General features: G+C 37.0%; 19 protein-coding genes. All 19 read right to left on the reverse strand.

Annotated elements, in window-relative coordinates; translation table 11 throughout:
• Positions 1–6: 6 nt before the first annotated feature.
• The 19 genes from MKY09_RS12530 to flhA all read right to left on the reverse strand — a co-directional run bounded on the left by MKY09_RS12530 (position 7) and on the right by flhA (position 16,814).
• Complete coding sequence (locus MKY09_RS12530) at positions 7–1,155, reverse strand: 1-deoxy-D-xylulose-5-phosphate reductoisomerase (protein WP_342566791.1); 1,149 nt, start codon at positions 1,153–1,155, stop codon at positions 7–9.
• 18 nt (positions 1,156–1,173) lie between these two features.
• A complete protein-coding gene (locus MKY09_RS12535) occupies positions 1,174–1,971 on the reverse strand; it encodes a phosphatidate cytidylyltransferase (RefSeq protein ID WP_342566792.1) in 798 nt (265 codons plus the stop codon).
• A complete protein-coding gene (locus tag MKY09_RS12540) occupies positions 1,968–2,762 on the reverse strand; it encodes an isoprenyl transferase (protein ID WP_342566793.1) in 795 nt (264 codons plus the stop codon). The genes MKY09_RS12535 and MKY09_RS12540 overlap by 4 nt, the downstream gene beginning before the upstream one ends.
• A gap of 134 nt (positions 2,763–2,896) precedes the next feature.
• Entirely contained in the window at positions 2,897–3,454 is a 558-nt protein-coding gene (gene frr, locus MKY09_RS12545) for a ribosome recycling factor (RefSeq protein ID WP_342566794.1), read from the reverse strand.
• A complete protein-coding gene (gene pyrH, locus MKY09_RS12550; protein ID WP_169358621.1) occupies positions 3,454–4,176 on the reverse strand; it encodes a UMP kinase in 723 nt (240 codons plus the stop codon). The genes frr and pyrH overlap by 1 nt, the downstream gene beginning before the upstream one ends.
• A gap of 94 nt (positions 4,177–4,270) precedes the next feature.
• The gene (tsf, locus tag MKY09_RS12555) at positions 4,271–5,158 is read right to left on the reverse strand and encodes a translation elongation factor Ts (RefSeq protein WP_251552892.1); all 888 of its coding nucleotides are present in this window, start codon (positions 5,156–5,158) and stop codon (positions 4,271–4,273) included.
• Positions 5,159–5,246: 88 nt separating this feature from the next.
• On the reverse strand, positions 5,247–5,969 hold the full coding sequence (rpsB, locus tag MKY09_RS12560) for a 30S ribosomal protein S2 (RefSeq protein ID WP_169358619.1): 723 nt from the start codon (positions 5,967–5,969) through the stop codon (positions 5,247–5,249).
• A gap of 152 nt (positions 5,970–6,121) precedes the next feature.
• A complete protein-coding gene (locus tag MKY09_RS12565; protein ID WP_342566795.1) occupies positions 6,122–6,613 on the reverse strand; it encodes a hypothetical protein in 492 nt (163 codons plus the stop codon).
• Positions 6,614–6,621: 8 nt separating this feature from the next.
• Positions 6,622–6,918 (reverse strand): RNA polymerase subunit sigma, encoded by a 297-nt coding sequence (locus tag MKY09_RS12570; protein ID WP_342566796.1) that lies wholly within the window; start codon positions 6,916–6,918, stop codon positions 6,622–6,624.
• A gap of 18 nt (positions 6,919–6,936) precedes the next feature.
• Entirely contained in the window at positions 6,937–7,710 is a 774-nt protein-coding gene (locus MKY09_RS12575) for a FliA/WhiG family RNA polymerase sigma factor (RefSeq protein ID WP_342566797.1), read from the reverse strand.
• A gap of 94 nt (positions 7,711–7,804) precedes the next feature.
• Complete coding sequence (locus MKY09_RS12580) at positions 7,805–8,101, reverse strand: hypothetical protein (protein WP_342566798.1); 297 nt, start codon at positions 8,099–8,101, stop codon at positions 7,805–7,807.
• Positions 8,101–8,607, reverse strand: a complete 507-nt coding sequence (locus MKY09_RS12585; protein WP_342566799.1) for a chemotaxis protein CheD — start codon at positions 8,605–8,607, stop codon at positions 8,101–8,103. Before MKY09_RS12585 ends, MKY09_RS12580 begins: the two co-directional genes overlap by 1 nt.
• Position 8,608: 1 nt before the next feature.
• Positions 8,609–9,238 carry a chemotaxis protein CheC gene (locus MKY09_RS12590; protein ID WP_342566800.1) on the reverse strand — a complete coding sequence of 210 codons (630 nt, stop codon included), beginning with the start codon at positions 9,236–9,238 and terminating at the stop codon, positions 8,609–8,611.
• Positions 9,239–9,242: 4 nt separating this feature from the next.
• Complete coding sequence (locus tag MKY09_RS12595; RefSeq protein ID WP_342566801.1) at positions 9,243–9,698, reverse strand: chemotaxis protein CheW; 456 nt, start codon at positions 9,696–9,698, stop codon at positions 9,243–9,245.
• A gap of 11 nt (positions 9,699–9,709) precedes the next feature.
• Complete coding sequence (locus MKY09_RS12600) at positions 9,710–11,749, reverse strand: chemotaxis protein CheA (protein WP_342566802.1); 2,040 nt, start codon at positions 11,747–11,749, stop codon at positions 9,710–9,712.
• Between the two features lie 15 nt (positions 11,750–11,764).
• Positions 11,765–12,832 (reverse strand): chemotaxis response regulator protein-glutamate methylesterase, encoded by a 1,068-nt coding sequence (locus MKY09_RS12605; protein ID WP_342566803.1) that lies wholly within the window; start codon positions 12,830–12,832, stop codon positions 11,765–11,767.
• Position 12,833: 1 nt separating this feature from the next.
• Positions 12,834–13,700, reverse strand: coding sequence for a MinD/ParA family protein (locus MKY09_RS12610; RefSeq protein ID WP_342566804.1), 867 nt, complete (start codon positions 13,698–13,700; stop codon positions 12,834–12,836).
• Positions 13,684–14,784 carry a flagellar biosynthesis protein FlhF gene (locus tag MKY09_RS12615; protein WP_342566805.1) on the reverse strand — a complete coding sequence of 367 codons (1,101 nt, stop codon included), beginning with the start codon at positions 14,782–14,784 and terminating at the stop codon, positions 13,684–13,686. The genes MKY09_RS12610 and MKY09_RS12615 overlap by 17 nt, the downstream gene beginning before the upstream one ends.
• The gene (gene flhA, locus MKY09_RS12620; protein ID WP_342566806.1) at positions 14,781–16,814 is read right to left on the reverse strand and encodes a flagellar biosynthesis protein FlhA; all 2,034 of its coding nucleotides are present in this window, start codon (positions 16,812–16,814) and stop codon (positions 14,781–14,783) included. Before flhA ends, MKY09_RS12615 begins: the two co-directional genes overlap by 4 nt.
• Positions 16,815–16,819 lie beyond the last annotated feature (5 nt).

Genomic DNA, 16,819 nt, shown 5'->3' on the forward strand with positions numbered 1-16,819 from the left:
AATACATTATTTTACCATGTTTTGAACAGTTTTTCTCGTTTGGCTATCAACAAATAATATAGTATCTAAATCTGGTGAAGAAATATTAGAGTGCTCGTCCATTGCCCGTTCGATTAATTCGTCAATTTCTAGGAATTTAATCTTTTCTTGTAAAAATAGACTTACTGCAGCTTCGTTAGCAGCATTTAAGACAGTCGTCATTGTACCTCCAGCTCGGCCTGCGTCTATCGCAAGCTTTAAGGCGTGGTATCTCTTATAATCCATCTCTTGAAAATGAAGTTTTCCAATTTCCGCTAAATTTAATCGTTGAGCACTTGAACGCTCCAATCGATCTGGATAGGACAAGGCATATTGTATTGGTACTCGCATGTCTGGTGTTCCTAATTGAGCAATCACACTGGTATCTTTGAATTCAATCATGGAGTGTATGATGCTTTCTCTATGCAATAAAACTTCAATGTCATCATAAGAGATATCAAAAAGAACGTGCGCTTCAATTACTTCCAGGCCTTTGTTCATCATCGTTGCTGAGTCAATTGTGATCTTAGAACCCATAGACCAGTTTGGATGGTTCAATGCTTCTTTTACAGTGACGTTTTTTAAATCTTCGCGTGTACGGTCTCTAAAGCTACCACCAGATGCAGTAATGATTAGTTTAGATACTTCGGATTTTTTCTCTCCATTCATTGCTTGAAAAAGTGCTGAATGCTCGCTATCCACTGGTAATATCGGCACATTATGTTCTTTAGCGGCCTGCATTACTAAATGACCAGCAGTAACTAATGTTTCTTTATTGGCGATAGCTATAGTAATACCTTTTTTAATAGCTTCTAAAGTAGGTCTTAAACCTACGCTTCCTAGAACAGCATTCACAAGAACATCTGCTTTTGTATGAGCAGCCACTTGCACTAAACCTTCATCACCAAAAACAACTTCTACTTTGGGAAACTCATGTTGAAGTAAAATAGCATCCTCCTCTTTTTGGACAGACACAACCTCTACGTGGAACTCTTTTAGAATCTTTTTTGTTTCTTCTATATTTTTACCAACAGAAAATGCAACTAATTGAAATCTATTCGGATGCTCCTTTATTATATCTAATGTTTGTATCCCGATAGAACCTGTTGCACCTAATAAACTTATTCTTTTACTCATGAAATAATGTCGTCTCCCTTATATAAAATGTAAAAAATGCAATAATGGCAAGACAAAAAGAAGACTGTCGAAACGGTCTAATATACCACCATGCCCAGGAAGAAGATTACCTGAATCTTTTACATTAAAATGTCTTTTAATACCTGACTCTACTAAATCTCCAAGTTGCCCGAATATAGAGGCTACGATTGTAATCCCTATCAATATTATGTAAGAAGATGTAAGCGGACTAACCCATTGGATAATTAGTGCTGTTACTATTGCCCAAACTATACCCCCAACAAAACCTTCAACCGTCTTATTTGGAGATATTTCTGGCCAAAGCTTACGTTTACCTAACTTTCTCCCTGTAAAATAAGCTCCAGAATCCGTGGTCCAAACGATTAATAAGGCAAAAATGACATACGCCAAACCACCTTCTATTGCTCGCGTTTCAATAAAGTAATAAAATCCAATCCCAACATATAACGTACTTAATAGCACAAACGATGCATTTTCGAATGTAAATTTATTTTTCGTTAATACCGTAAATATTAGTAAAATAAATACCGCTACGAATATCCATTCCAGCTTCGTGTGACCCGTAAGATTAACTATTTTCTCTGTATATACGGAAGGGAATAATAGTAAGAATAAAAGAAGAATTGATATAATACCTGGAAAACTGATTAAGCTTATACCCTTCATTTTTAATATTTCATATAATCCTATTGCAGCAATCGCATAAATTAGAACAGTAAATATAGGTCCTCCTAGAAGAACAATAGGAAGAAAGAGCGCTAAAGCCACCGCACCCGTGATGATTCTTGTTTTCAATTTGTTTCTTCCTCCTTAATTCCACCATATCTTCTATTACGTTTTTGAAAAGTTTCAATCGCATCTAGTAAACAGCCTTCATCAAAGTCAGGCCATAATGTGTCTGTAAACCAAAATTCAGTATAAGCAAGCTGCCAAAGCATAAAGTTACTTAATCTAACCTCTCCACTTGTTCTAATGAGTAAGTCCGGTTCGGTCAGGTCCTTTGTCATTAAATAATCATTGAACTTACTGTCTGATATATCTTCTACTGCCATGCTTCCTTTTTGTACATCAGTAGCTATTTTTTTTATAGCTTGAACAATTTCATCTCTACTTCCGTAATTTAAAGCAAAATTTAATATTAACCCATTATTATCAGCCGTTTTATCCATTGCTTTTGTTACAGCATTTTTAGTATGCTCTGGCAAAAGATCAATATTACCCATCATTCGTACTTGAACATTTTGTTCAATCAATTCAGGTAAGTACGTGTTGAGAAATTCCTCTGGCAAACGCATTAAAAATTCAACTTCGACTTTTGGTCTTTTCCAGTTTTCTGTTGAAAATGCATATAAAGTAAGCGTTTTTACTCCAATTTCGTTTGCAAACCTCGTTATTTTCTTAACCGTTTGCATTCCTTCATGATGACCTGCGATTCTCGGTAGGGCTCTCTTTTTTGCCCACCTACCGTTTCCATCCATAATGATGGCTATATGGTCTGGCAATTGTTCTTTCTGGGCATTTCCCACCCGATCATTTAAATTATTACTTATCGCTTGATCATTTTTACGAATAAGTTTTTTTAGCATGCATTAACCTCCACTTTAAACCTTCTCGAAGCATATATCTTATCATAACAAATAAAGACGAATATAAAAAGGCGTCCTACTAAAAGGACGCCTTCCTCGAATAAAAGTTCAACTGTAAGACTGGCTAGAAGGGCTTAAACTTCTAGAATTTCTTTTTCTTTGTCTTTCGTGATTGCATCAATTTTTTCAATATTTGCATCTGTGATTTTTTGAATTTCTTCGGTATAGCTTCTTAAATCATCTTCTGTGATTTCTCCAGCTTTCTCCAACTTTTTCAAGTCGTCATTTCCATCACGACGTACGTTACGAATATTTACTTTAGCTTCTTCTGCTTCTTTTTTCACTTGTTTCACTAAGTCTTTACGACGTTCCTCTGTAAGTGCAGGAATCGCGATACGAATTAGGTTACCATCATTTGTTGGCGTAATCCCTAAATCTGACTTCATAATCGCTTTTTCGATATCTCCTAAAACGGATTTATCATATGGCTGAATCGTTAGTAAACGAGCTTCAGGTGTTGAAATACCAGCCATTTGGTTAATTGGAGTTGGAGCACCGTAATAATCTACAGTTATTTTGTCTAATAATGCAGCACTTGCACGACCAGCACGGATAGAAGCCAATTCTCTTGTATACACTTGAATAGTTTTAGCCATTTTATCTTTTGTTTGCTCTATTACTTGTTTCGGCATTATGAATTCCTCCTAACGACTGTTCCGATAGATTCACCTAGGACAGCCTTTTTAATATTTCCGTTCTCCATAATTGAGAATACAATAAGTGCAATATCATTGTCCATACATAGCGTGGACGCTGTTGAGTCCATTACTTGTAGACCTTGTTGAATTACTTCCAAGAAAGACAATTCATCATATTTCACTGCTGTTTTATCCGTCTTAGGATCAGCAGAATACACACCATCTACATTATTTTTAGCCATTAAGATTACATCTGCTTCAATTTCTGCCGCTCTTAAGGCTGCTGTAGTATCAGTCGAGAAGTATGGATTTCCTGTTCCCGCTGCAAAGATTACTACACGTTTTTTCTCCAAATGACGAATAGCTCTTCTTCTTATGTACGGCTCTGCCACTTGACGCATTTCAATGGAAGACTGTACACGAGTTTCAACTCCACATTGCTCTAGAGAATCTTGCAGTGCCAATGAATTCATAACCGTAGCTAACATGCCCATATAGTCAGCATTCGCACGGTCCATGCCCATCTCACTTCCAATTTTACCTCTCCAGATATTGCCTCCGCCAACTACAACAGCAACCTCTACCCCAAGATCCACTACCTCTTTCACTTGTTCAGCTACTGATTTGATAATTTCAGGTGACAATCCGAATCCTTTTTCTCCAGCTAATGCTTCGCCACTTAGTTTTAAAACGATTCTTTTATATGGTGTGCTCATAGATATCCTCCATCTCTTTTCTTGAAAAATAGGGAACACAAATTACGTGCTCCCTAGAGTTTTTCTATAAAATAAGAACTTAAAGTTCTTATTATTAGTTATTTCCTTTAACTTGGCTCATTACTTCTTCAGCAAAGTTGTCTTCACGTTTTTCGATTCCTTCACCAACAGCATAGCGAGTGAATGAAACTAGTTTACCACCAGTTGATTCAACAAAAGCACGTACTTTTTGGTCTGGATTTTTAACGAAAGATTGGTCTAATAAACACACTTCTTCAAAGTATTTACCAAGGCGACCTTCTACCATTTTTGCAACGATATTTTCAGGTTTACCTTCGTTTAATGCTTGTTCAGTTAAGATTTTACGCTCATGCTCTACTTCTTCAGCAGATACTTCATCACGAGAGATATATGATGGGCTTAAAGCTGCGATGTGCATAGCAACATCTTTAGCTGCTTGATCATCAGTAGATCCTTCAAGAACAGTTAGAACACCAATGCGTCCACCCATGTGTAGGTACGGTCCAAAAGCGTCTGCATCTGTTTTTGTTTCAATAACAAAACGACGTAGAGTAATTTTTTCTCCGATTTTTGCTACTGCATTAGAAATAGCATTTTCAACTGTAACGCCTTCTTGAATGTTAGAAGCTAATGCTTCTTCCACTGAAGCAGGTTCAGTAGCTAATAAGTGAGAAGCTACGTCTTTAACTAATGTTTGGAATCCTTCATTTTTAGCAACGAAATCCGTTTCTGCATTCATTTCTAATAATACAGCTTTGTTTCCATCAATATGGATGTAAGTTGTACCTTCAGCTGCGATACGATCAGCTTTTTTAGCTGCAGAAGAAAGACCTTTTTCACGTAAGAAGTCAATTGCTGCTTCTAGGTTTCCGTCTGTTTCAACTAAAGCTTTTTTACAATCCATCATACCTGCGCCAGTTTTTTCACGCAATTCTTTTACCATTTGTGCTGTAACTGCCATTATAAATTCCTCCTAGTACGAATCATGTCGTTTCTCAAAAAAAGGTGATAAGTGGTTTGGCCGCTTATCACCTGTACTTACATGTGTCTTACTCAGCAGCAACTTCAGCTGAAGCTACTTCTGCATCTTCACCTTGTCTTGCTTCAAGTAATGCATCCGCCATTTTAGCAGTTAATAATTTTACTGCGCGGATTGCATCGTCATTTGCAGGGATTACATAGTCGATTTCATCTGGGTCACAGTTAGTATCAACAATTCCTACTAATGGAATGTTCAATTTACGAGCTTCTGCTACTGCAATACGCTCTTTACGTGGGTCAACTACGAACATTACATCTGGAACAGCTTTCATATCACGGATACCGCCTAAGAATTTAACTAGACGTTCGTGTTGTTTTTTAAGTTGAACAACTTCTTTTTTAGGAAGTACAGCGAAAGTACCGTCTTCTTCCATTTTTTCGATTGCTTTTAAGCGTGCAACACGTTTTTGAATAGTACCGAAGTTTGTTAAAGTACCACCTAACCAACGTTGGTTGATGTAGTAGTTACCTGAACGTTCAGCTTCTTCTTTAATAGCTTCTTGAGCTTGTTTTTTAGTTCCAACGAAAAGAACTTTCCCGCCATCTTGACCTACTTGGCGCATGAAATCATAAGCTTCTTCTAATTTTTTCACCGTTTTTTGAAGATCGATGATATAGATTCCGTTACGTTCAACAAAAATGTATTTTTTCATTTTTGGATTCCAACGGCGAGTTTGATGACCGAAGTGTACACCGGCCTCAAGTAGTTGTTTCATAGAGATTACTGACATTTTATTTCCTCCTGGTTTGGTTTAGTCTTCCGCATCCATCATCTGTCATTGGCTACTCTATTTCTAGAGCACCTGCCAAGTTCATCCGTAATGCGTGTGTATTCATACCGTATTGTAATATACCATAGTTATTTTATACTTTCAACTATTTATTACTTAAACTTTAAGAAAAGTTCTACTTCCGTCTTTCCTATTTGAAGTAATTTGGCTATTTCAATTGGACTTTTTCCTTCTTCACTATAATATAGTACCTTTTCTTTCATCGTAACTGGCTGTTTTTTTTCTGGCAAACTAGCAGCCTGGACATAGCTATTTGCTACCTTATGTTTGGATACAAGGGGCCTTGAAATCACAAAGGAAGAATCTATATCATTTTTTATAGTTGTAGAAACTTCTTCTTTTGCAGAAGCATGTTCCTTTATAGGAGGAACAAAACTGTTTTCCTTTAATTCATATAGAAGACGATCATTTTCATCCTTCATATCTGCTAAATAAGCACTAAATGAATCTTCTATTTCTTTCATAGTTTGTTCTTGTCTGTCTTCCAAATCTTTATATTTTGATAATTTCATATTTAATAATGCAATGAAATAAAAGCTAATTATTTGGAGAAGAAACAGTGCTATTATAATAATTGTTGTCATTTTTTCTCCTATCCATTATAGTCCACAAAGTTCCCTTTAAAAGGATGCTTTATATTGTTGTTCTCTTGTCCTTTTTTCCTATCTTTCTTCTCTTGCTCATCCTGCTCCTGTTGATTTCCCTTTGAGTCTGCTTCTATATGATTAGATTTTATAACAGTTTCTCTGTTCTTTTCTATTTGCCTTTCTGTCGCGGCTTGGGCGTTGGCTTGGTTAACTAGGCTTTGCTGCTGCATCTGATCAGCCATTTTCCCTGCGTCCACGGTCTTTGGGATAGCTATTTGTAATTCCAAACCTTTAAGACTCATCTGTCTGCCCTCCACACATTAGGTATTCATCATTTCATTTACTAATAGCTTCCGAAGCTTAAAAAGTGCCTTAGAATGTATTTGAGATATTCTCGAGGTGGATAAGCCGAGCATCTCCCCGATAACAGTTAGAGTTAATTCTTCTGTATAAAATAAACTTAATACTAATTGCTCATTTTCATTTAAGTGTTGGATTTGATTGACAAGGTCATTAATTAGCTCGTCCTTTACGAGCTTTTGTTCAGGCGTAGTTTGTGTATCATCTCTGATCACAAAGGATTTGCTATCCATTTCATCCTGATCATGTAATTGTTCATCTATAGACAAAACATTAGAAAAGAAGTGTTCTTGAACAGTCTGATATACATCATCTAAAGGTATTTCTGCAAAATCGGCCAGTTCTTCAGGTGTCGCATGTCGCATAAGTTTTTGCTCTAATTCTTCTATTTTCTGATCCAGTTTTTTAGCTTTTTCACGTGATGATCTTGGAAGCCAGTCTTCTTTTCTAAGGCCATCTATTATTGCACCTCTTACCCGGAAGGATGCATACGTATCAAACTTCAAATCTCTAGAAGGATCAAACTTATTTAATGCATCAAATAAGCCCATCATGCCAAGACTCTTGAGCTCATCTCTTGAAACATTTTGAGGAATACCCGCACCTATCCGTTGAACATGATACGTAACTAGTGGAGTATATTTTTTTAGAAGTAAATCGCCCGCTTGAGGATCCTTGCTTTCAGTCCATCTTCTCCAAAGGAGCTGCTCCTCTGTCAAGTTTTGTTTTGACACAAATATCCTCCTTTCGACACTGCATTCTATTATTTATGGATATTATACCAAAATTTCGTACAAAAAGGGGAGACGAAGAAAAATCGCCCCCCACTTAAGATTCCTCATTTATCATATCTTTTATAATTTCAGCGTATTCTTTTGATCCAACAACTTTTGTTTGAGAATTATCCTGGGTAAAAGGAACCTCGACTTCTATTTTTTTCATTCTATCGTCTAGTACATAAGATAAAATTGCACGACCCCCAAAAGTTATAAAGAAAGATAGGATAGCCCACAAAATAATCGGTATAAGAATAATTGCCCCTTCTATAAATGGGTAAGAGAAGAGAAAAAGAATGCTAAATGTTAGCAACGCTATCCAAAAATTAGACATCATCGTTCCAACCATTAAATATTTTTCACCCCTTGGTTAACCGTCCGTACATTTAACAGCTTGGTCAGAGGATCAAACTCAATTGTTCTCCCGCTATTCCCTCCAGTATCTTCTGAAATTATTCGGATGGAGTATTTTTTTAAATATTCTTTTACTGCTTCTACGTTTCTAGGACCTATTCTCATCGTGTCTCTACTGGACGAAAATTGAAACATTTGTGCACCGCCAGCTATTTTAGCTCGAAGTCTATCACTACTTACCCCTTCTTGCTTTAAGAGGTTAATAAGCGCTTGAATACCCGTATCAGCAAACTTGGCCGTATTAATGTTTTCACTTCTACCTAAAGAAGAGTTAGGAAGCATTATATGAACCATACCAGCTATCTGAGATTTATCATCATATAAAACTACTCCAACACAAGACCCCAAGCCTGTGGTCCTTATAATTTGAGGAGCCTTAACAATGTTCATATCAGCAATTCCTACCTTCACCACTGCTGCCATTTGAGCTTGTTCAATCATATTATTCTACTCCTAAGGCTTGAAAGATCGACTGAAATGATTCTGGATCTGGAAGTAAGAAGAAATGTCCGTGGACACTTTTTCCATTTTCCATTTCTTCTTCGTTAATAGCTGTATCAATGACAATTACATAATCACTTATTTGTGAAAGCTCTACAAGACCAAAACTAATGATTGCTCCTACCATATCTACACATAATGCAGGAACAGATGGGTAAATATTTAGCTTTGTAAAATCAGAGAGAGCGGATAAATAAGAGCCTGATAATATGTTACCTAGTTCTTGAAGAGCAGATGCGCCAATCTCAGTTACTTGAGCCTTTTCAAAATCTATTTGGTCATCTTGAACTAATCTCCGAATAAATTGATTTGCTTGCTCTACAGGTAATACAAAGAACATACTCCCATTGACATCTCCTGCAATTCGAAGATATATACCTGCCACAACACTTTCTGCCCCGCCAGCTAGCTCCATCATTTCATCGAAGGTCACCATTTCTACCTTAGGAACATTCATATCTATTTTTTTGTTTAATAGCATGGACAGTGCAGTAGCAGCATGAGCTGCTCCAATATTCCCAATTTCTCGAAGAACATCCAGATGGACGGAAGTAATTTGCTTTTCAAACATTAAACTAAGCTCCTGTCTTAATAGGATTTAAAACTAAATCTAGATGCAGCAATATTAATAGACGCTTGTCAATTTTAGTAACACCTGCTATAAAGTCTTGTTCTAATCCTCCAACTACTTCCGGCTGTGGTTCAATGGAATCCTTCGAAATATCTAACACATCATTTGCAGAGTCTACGATGACACCTACATTCATATCATCTAATGAAATTATAATAATTCGTGAGGAATCATTTAAATTACTTTCACCTAAACCAAATCTGCTTTTCAAATCGATAATAGGTGTAACTACACCTCGTAAATTAATGACACCCTTTACAAAAGAAGGAGTCTTGGGAACTCTTGTTATATGAATCAGTTTCTCAATTCCTTGTACTTGGCTTACTGGTATTACGTATTCTTTGTCCGCTAATTGAAAAACAACTACTTTTAAGTATTCTGTTTCTAAAGCCTCTGTCATTATTTTTCCCCCTACCTTATTAAAGCGTTACAATCAATTATTAAGGCTACTTTCCCATTCCCTAGAATAGTTGCTCCTGAAATAGCAAATACACTAGACAAGTATGTTCCAAGAGTTTTTAATACGACCTCTTGTTGGCCAATAAATGAATCAACAACTAAGCCAGCCATTTTGTCACCTTTTCTTACAAGCACCACTGAATGAAATTCTTCCTCTGTACGCTCTTGAGGAACTTCAAATACTTCATCTAAGAATACGAGCGGCACAACATTACCACGGAAATCGATGACCTTCTGATTGTGAGCATTTAAAATGTCGGATGAACGAATAATTGCGGTCTCAATAATAGAAGAAAGAGGGACAGCGAAAATTTCTTCTCCTAGTTCCACTAACATGACTGAAATAATAGACAGTGTTAAAGGTAGTTGAATAGAAAATAAGGAGCCTTGTCCTTCAGTAGAAGAAATCTCAATAGAGCCTCCCAATGATTCAATCGTTGTTTTTACTACATCCAGACCTACGCCGCGTCCTGACACATCAGAAATGACTTCCGCCGTCGAAAAACCAGATGATAATATTAACTCTGCAACCTGTTTATCACTCATTACCGTTGCAGCCTCTGATGTTACAATGTTTTTAGCTATAGCTTTTTTCAATACTCTTTCACGATTAATTCCAGCACCATCATCCTCAATTTCAATAAAGACATGATTACCACTATGGTACGCTCGAAGTATAACAGTACCTTCTTCTGGTTTACCTTTTGCTTTTCGAATTTCAGGACTTTCAATACCATGATCTAAAGAGTTTCTAATAAGATGAACAAGTGGGTCTCCAATTTCATCTATGACCGTACGATCTAATTCAGTCTCAGCACCGATAACTTGTAGATTAATCTTTTTGTTTAAGTCTCTTGCTAGCTGTCTAACCATCTTAGGAAATCTATTGAATACTGTATCTACAGGTACCATACGCATTGTGAGAATGATATTCTGTAAATCACCCGTAATTCTTGCCATACGTTCGACAGTTTCCTCTAATTCACTATCATGTAGATTTTCAGAAATAGATTGAAGCCTACCCCTGTCAATTACTAACTCTTCAAACAAGTTCATCAATATATCTAATCTCTCGATGTTAACCCGAATTGTTTTGTTTCCGTGCGACTGGTTATTCTTTGTAACTGTTTGTTTTTTTCTAGAAGCCTTCAATTCCGTTGTTGGTTTCTCTTCATTCTGTTGTTCTATGACGCTGCTTTCGTCTTTTTCTAAGGCTTCACTTTGTCGTTTCTTTAGTTGTTCAAGGCTAACCGTGTTTACGATTACTTCCGTAACCTCTGATACTTTCATCAGCTTCTTCTGTACATCAGCTTGCGTTTCCGTCGTAACGAAGGCTACATAGAACTGCTCATCAAAATCCTCATCTTCGAGCTTTTCAACTGAAGGAGAAGATTTAATAACATCTCCCATTTTTTCAAGTAGCTCAAAAACCATATACACGCGGGCAGCTTTAAGCAAGCAATCTTCTCGAAGTTTGATAGATATCTCATATGAAAAATAATTTTGTTCTGCAGATTGCTGTATGACAGTCATTTCATAATCGTCATAAGTTAAGTAATTTTCTAGCGAGGTTGAAGAAACATTATTTACAACAGTAGCAGCAACTTCTATTTCCCCGGTTTCAATCTCATGAAGCTTTCTTACAGTCTCTTCTACATTCAGTTTTCCATCTCCGCCTTCAGCAATGTTAAAGACCATTTCTTCTAGCTGGTCCACCGCTACGAAAACTACGTCAAGAAGCTCTGGAGTAACATTTAAACGGCTATTTCGAATTTCGTCTAGAACATTCTCCATCTTATGAGTAAGATTAGCTATGTCCTCGTAACCCATTGTTGCAGACATACCTTTTAATGTGTGAGCAGAACGAAATACTTCATTAACAATAGAAAGATCCTGGGGATTTTTCTCTAGTTCTAGTAAATGATCATTACATGCCTGTAAATGCTCCTTACTTTCTTCTATAAACATCTCTAAATATTGATTGATATCCATGAACTTAACTCCCCTTTAAGGTAAATACCGTGTGATTGTGTTTGCAATTCTCTCTAAATCTACCACTTCATTCACTAATTTTGTTTCTACCGCTGCTTTAGGCATGCCATAAACAATACATGTATTCGAGGATTCAGCAATTGTTACTACGTTACCAGCCTCAACTAACCGCTTCAGGCCTTTAGAGCCGTCCGAACCCATACCAGTCATAATGATTACGATTTTATCAAAGTCATTATAGCTGCTATTGTCTTCCAATAGAACGTCCACAGACGGTCTATGTCCTCCTCTAGGAGGCTCTACATCATCAAGTTTTATCGTATAAGCCGTTCCTACTTTTTTTATGCGCATATGATATCCACCTGGAGCTATATAAGCATGTCCATTCCTAATAATATCTCCTTCACTTGCTTCCTTTACCTCTATCTCGGATAGTTGGTTTAAACGATCCGCAAGTGATTTAGTAAACCCAGGAGGCATATGCTGAACTATTAAAACAGGAGCCTTTAAATCCCCTGGTAAACTGGGTAGAACCTCTTGTAAAGCTCGTGGTCCCCCTGTAGAAGTACCGATCAATACCATCTTTTTTTTGTTTAGCAACCTATGTGTAACAGATTGGTTCATCACTACCTTTGGCTCTTCTCTTGTTGGTAGTTGTAATTTTTTTAATTTACTTATAGTGATTTTTGAAGCATGTTCTACTTTTTCTACTAATTCATCTTTAATCTTATGTAAATCTAAAGATATGGTGCCACTAGGTTTAGCTACAAAGTCTACTGCACCATATTCCATAGCTAGTAAAGTACTTTCCGTACCCCGTTGCGTGGTACTAGAAAGCATAATGATTGGAACAGGCGAATCAATCATTATTTGTTTTAGGGCTTCTATTCCATTCATCTCTGGCATTTCTACATCCATCGTAATAACATCAGGACGTAGTGTTTTAATTTTTCTAAGGGCATCTGATCCATTTCGGGCTATACCAACTACTTCAATTGTTTTGTTTTCCTTAAAAAAGTCTCCGATTAATTTACGCATAAAAGCTGAATCATCCACGATAAGTAATTTTTTCTTTGGTTCCATCCTACTTACCGCCTCCTTTAAATAAGCTTTTCAATTTATCAATAAACTTACTCGGATTAGACGGAACTGCTACCAACTGTTCTTCTGTAAACTTGCTAACAATAGAGGAAAGCTTTTTAGAGATTTCACTTTGCGGATACAAAATGGAAAAAGGTACTTGCTGTTGGACTGCTTTACGTACTGTGGGATCCTCTGGTAAGCTCCCTAGAACAACAACATCCTTCGAAAGGAATTTGGACATAGCCAACTTCAATCTAGCCGTAGTATCTTCACCCTCTTCTTTTGAGAAAGCTCGATTGCATAATAGAAAGAAGCTTTTCTGTGGATCTTTAAGATATATATATTTCATCATAGAGTAGGCATCAGTGATTGATGTAGGCTCAGCCGTTGTTATGACGATAATGTCATCTAATGCAACTAACAAGTCTAATGTTTGAGATGTTGCCCCAGCACCCATATCGAAAATAATATAATCATAGGACTTTTGAAGGAATTCAAACGCTTCAATTAGCCTTTCAAACATACTGTCCGACCACTCTAAGACTCCATTTAGCCCTGAACCTCCAGATATATATTTCAGTCCGTTTGGTCCATCAAACATGACACTTTCTAATAATTTTTCTCCCACTAAATAATCTTTTAAATTATGAGGCGCTGATTTTCCAAGTAAAATGTGAATATTACCCATTCCAATGTCCATATCGATTAAGACTACTTTTTTCCCTTGCGCACTTAGCATCGATGTGAAGTTTGTAGAAAAATTACTTTTCCCTACGCCCCCCTTTCCGCTAACTACTGCAATTGAACGGCCTAACTGACTATGATTGCGAAGCATTCTCAATCGTAATTCCTCAGCTTGATCTCTCATTATGAATCCCCTTTAATAGCAACTCGACTATTCCATCTTGACTAGCCTCTACAATATCTTCCGGTACTTCTTGCCCATCTGTATAGTAAGCAAGTCCCTTGTTATATTTAACCATTAAATTAATCATCGAGCCAATAGAATTTGTTTCATCGATTTTAGTAAATATCAGTTTTTCAATTGGAAACTCTGTAAATTGCTCTATTATTACTTCCATATCTCTTTCTTTAGAGGTAGAAGAGAGTACAAGAAAAGTTTCCGTGTTGTCCTTAAAATCGATTAACTTTTGTAAGTCCTCTACAAATTTAACTTCTTTATAGTTTCTACCTGCCGTATCGATAAAGACCAGGTCCAATTTCTCAAATTGATGAACAGCTTGTTGGAAGTCTTTTTGACTGTAGACAATTTCAATAGGTGCCTGTAGAAGACCCGCATATGTTTTTAATTGTTCTATTGCAGCAATGCGGTAAGTATCGGTTGTGATAAACCCTACTTTTTTCTTCTTTTCAAGAACTGCACGAGCGGCCATTTTTGCTATCGTCGTTGTTTTACCAACACCCGTGGGTCCTAGCACATTAATAAATTTTCTTTCGTAGGAGATTCCTCCAAATGAAAGATCACTCAGGAGATTATTTAAATAGTTTTTTGTGAAATCTAATTGTTCTTCAATCGTTGTTTTACCATGCACAAAAAGCTCATCACTTACTCGCGTGATAAGCTCCTCTGCTAGTTCCTGTTGCTTAAGGTGGTGAATAAGTGTATGAAGTTCTTCCGAATATTGTTGTTCCAACTGTGGACGTTGAATCGATTTAACCATATTCTTTATATCTTCTAATTCTTTTTTTATCTCTGAAGTTTGATTAGAATCTGAATCAATCTGAACAGTCGGTAAATTTGGTGTTTTATTTGGAAGCTCTATACTATCCATTCCAGCTAAAACCTCAATAGATTTCTTTTTAAACATTCCTAGAAAACCCTTTGAGTATACAACCTTAGAACTTAGAATTACTGCTTCGTCTCCTAATTCCTTACGAATAGCCTTCATTGCTTCAGGCATAGTGGCTGCGATATATTTTTTCATTTTCATTCAACATTCACCACCCCAACGCTTTGTACCTCAATAGATGATTCTAGCTCGTTATATGAAAGAATCGGGATTTGAGGGAAATATCTTTCGGTCATTTGTCTTAAGTACATTCTTACTGCTGGTGAACATAATATTATCGGAGACTGCTCCATCAGAGAAGCTCGTTCCACCTCTCTTGCCATAGATTCCAATATAGCTTGCGAATCAGTAGGATCAATTGAAAGGTAGTTACCATGCTCAGTTTGTTGAATACTATCAGCAACCATTTTCTCTACTCTACCAGACACCGTTAAAACTTTGAGCGTATTACTGTTCCCAGCATATTGAGAAGTTATTTGTTTTGCTAAAGCTTGTCTAGTGTATTCAGTTAATATATCGACATCGGATGTCATTTTTGAATAATCTGCAAGTGTTTCGAAAATAATTGGCAAGTTTCTGATTGAAACATGCTCTCTTAGTAAGTTTCCTAGTACCTTTTGAATCTCTCCTATCGTCATCGGAGTTGGAGTCAATTCGTCCACTAGAATTGGAGATGTTTCACGAATATGATCAATGAGCTGTTTCGTCTCTTGTCTACCAAGTAACTCATGGGCATGGTTTCTGATGATTTCTGTCATATGAGTAGAAACAACGCTAGGTGGGTCTACGACTGTATATCCCATAATCTCTGCTTCTTCCTTGACCGCTTCAGATATCCATTTAGCCGGCAATCCAAAAGAAGGTTCAATCGTGTCAATCCCTTCGATCGTATCGTCATCTCCAGGGCTCATAGCAAGATAGTGATCTAATAGCAATTCCCCTCGAGCCATTTCATTTCCTTTTATTTTAATCCGATACTCATTTGGCTGAAGTTGAATATTATCACGTATCCGTACTACCGGAATGACTATACCGAGCTCTAACGCCAGCTGTCTGCGAATCATTACTACACGATCAAGTAAATCTCCACCTTGTGCTGTATCAACAAGTGGTATTAAGCCGTAGCCAAATTCAAATTCTATTGGGTCTACGTTTAATAGATTAATAACATTCTCAGGGCTCTTCATATTATCGGTAGCTGCTTCCTCCTGGAACTCCTCTAGTTCTTCCGGATCCTCTTTTTCAGTTTTACCCATCATGTAAGCACCAATAACTAAAATAGCTGAGATAGGAAAAGTAAGAATCACTCCTATAGGGGTCACAATCCCCAGAAGTGCAATTGAGGCAGCTGCTACATAAAGTAGCTTAGGCTGACTTAATAGCTGACCTGTAATATCTCCACCTAAATTACCTTTAGATGCAGCTCTTGTAACAACAATCCCTGTAGCAGTCGATATTAGTAAAGCCGGAATTTGGGACACAAGTCCATCTCCAACAGTCATTGTGGAGAATAAAACTGCAGCCTCACCAAAAGGTAGTTCAAACTGAACTACACCAATGATAATACCAAATAGTAAGTTAATAATTACGATAATGATACCAGCGATCGCATCACCCTTTACGAATTTGGTTGCACCATCCATCGCACCATAAAAGTCGGCTTCTCCACTTACCTTTTCACGTCTCTCTCTTGCTTCCTTTTCCGAAATCATTCCGGCATTTAAGTCAGCGTCAATACTCATTTGTTTACCAGGCATGGCATCCAAGGTAAAACGGGCAGCAACCTCTGATACACGTTCCGCTCCCTTAGTGATTACGATAAATTGGATTATAACTAAAATTGCAAAAACTACTAACCCAACTAACATATTCCCGCCTGTAACAAATGTTCCAAACGTTTCTACTACTTTCCCCGCATCCCCTTCAGCTAAAATCGCGCGTGTAGTGGAAACATTAAGCGCAAGTCTAAATAAGGTTACTAATAATAATAATGTTGGGAAGACAGAAAATTGTAATGCCTCTTGCATATTCATTGCCGTCATTAAAATTAAAAGAGCAATAGTAATATTAACAATGATTAGAAAACTCAATAACCAATGAGGAAGAGGTATCACGAGCATAGCCACAATAGAAATTACTGCTGCTAAAACGGATATATCGCGGACTTGCATATACT

It is taken from the genome of Psychrobacillus sp. FSL K6-4046 (assembly GCF_038624605.1).
In the GTDB taxonomy this organism is placed as follows: domain Bacteria; phylum Bacillota; class Bacilli; order Bacillales_A; family Planococcaceae; genus Psychrobacillus.

What these genes read in the sequence shown, in the direction of transcription:
- MKY09_RS12570 (WP_342566796.1), bottom strand. Translation starts at nt 6,918, where the DNA reads ATGAGTCTTAAAGGTTTGGAATTACAAATAGCTATCCCAAAGACCGTG.
- rpsB (WP_169358619.1), bottom strand. Translation starts at nt 5,969, where the DNA reads ATGTCAGTAATCTCTATGAAACAACTACTTGAGGCCGGTGTACACTTC.
- flhA (WP_342566806.1), bottom strand. Translation starts at nt 16,814, where the DNA reads ATGCAAGTCCGCGATATATCCGTTTTAGCAGCAGTAATTTCTATTGTG.
- pyrH (WP_169358621.1), bottom strand. Translation starts at nt 4,176, where the DNA reads ATGAGCACACCATATAAAAGAATCGTTTTAAAACTAAGTGGCGAAGCA.
- MKY09_RS12610 (WP_342566804.1), bottom strand. Translation starts at nt 13,700, where the DNA reads ATGAGAGATCAAGCTGAGGAATTACGATTGAGAATGCTTCGCAATCAT.
- MKY09_RS12615 (WP_342566805.1), bottom strand. Translation starts at nt 14,784, where the DNA reads ATGAAAATGAAAAAATATATCGCAGCCACTATGCCTGAAGCAATGAAG.
- MKY09_RS12580 (WP_342566798.1), bottom strand. Translation starts at nt 8,101, where the DNA reads ATGGTTGGAACGATGATGTCTAATTTTTGGATAGCGTTGCTAACATTT.
- tsf (WP_251552892.1), bottom strand. Translation starts at nt 5,158, where the DNA reads ATGGCAGTTACAGCACAAATGGTAAAAGAATTGCGTGAAAAAACTGGC.
- MKY09_RS12590 (WP_342566800.1), bottom strand. Translation starts at nt 9,238, where the DNA reads ATGTTTGAAAAGCAAATTACTTCCGTCCATCTGGATGTTCTTCGAGAA.
- MKY09_RS12530 (WP_342566791.1), bottom strand. Translation starts at nt 1,155, where the DNA reads ATGAGTAAAAGAATAAGTTTATTAGGTGCAACAGGTTCTATCGGGATA.
- frr (WP_342566794.1), bottom strand. Translation starts at nt 3,454, where the DNA reads ATGCCGAAACAAGTAATAGAGCAAACAAAAGATAAAATGGCTAAAACT.
- MKY09_RS12600 (WP_342566802.1), bottom strand. Translation starts at nt 11,749, where the DNA reads ATGGATATCAATCAATATTTAGAGATGTTTATAGAAGAAAGTAAGGAG.
- MKY09_RS12585 (WP_342566799.1), bottom strand. Translation starts at nt 8,607, where the DNA reads ATGATTGAACAAGCTCAAATGGCAGCAGTGGTGAAGGTAGGAATTGCT.
- MKY09_RS12565 (WP_342566795.1), bottom strand. Translation starts at nt 6,613, where the DNA reads ATGACAACAATTATTATAATAGCACTGTTTCTTCTCCAAATAATTAGC.
- MKY09_RS12540 (WP_342566793.1), bottom strand. Translation starts at nt 2,762, where the DNA reads ATGCTAAAAAAACTTATTCGTAAAAATGATCAAGCGATAAGTAATAAT.
- MKY09_RS12595 (WP_342566801.1), bottom strand. Translation starts at nt 9,698, where the DNA reads ATGACAGAGGCTTTAGAAACAGAATACTTAAAAGTAGTTGTTTTTCAA.
- MKY09_RS12605 (WP_342566803.1), bottom strand. Translation starts at nt 12,832, where the DNA reads ATGGAACCAAAGAAAAAATTACTTATCGTGGATGATTCAGCTTTTATG.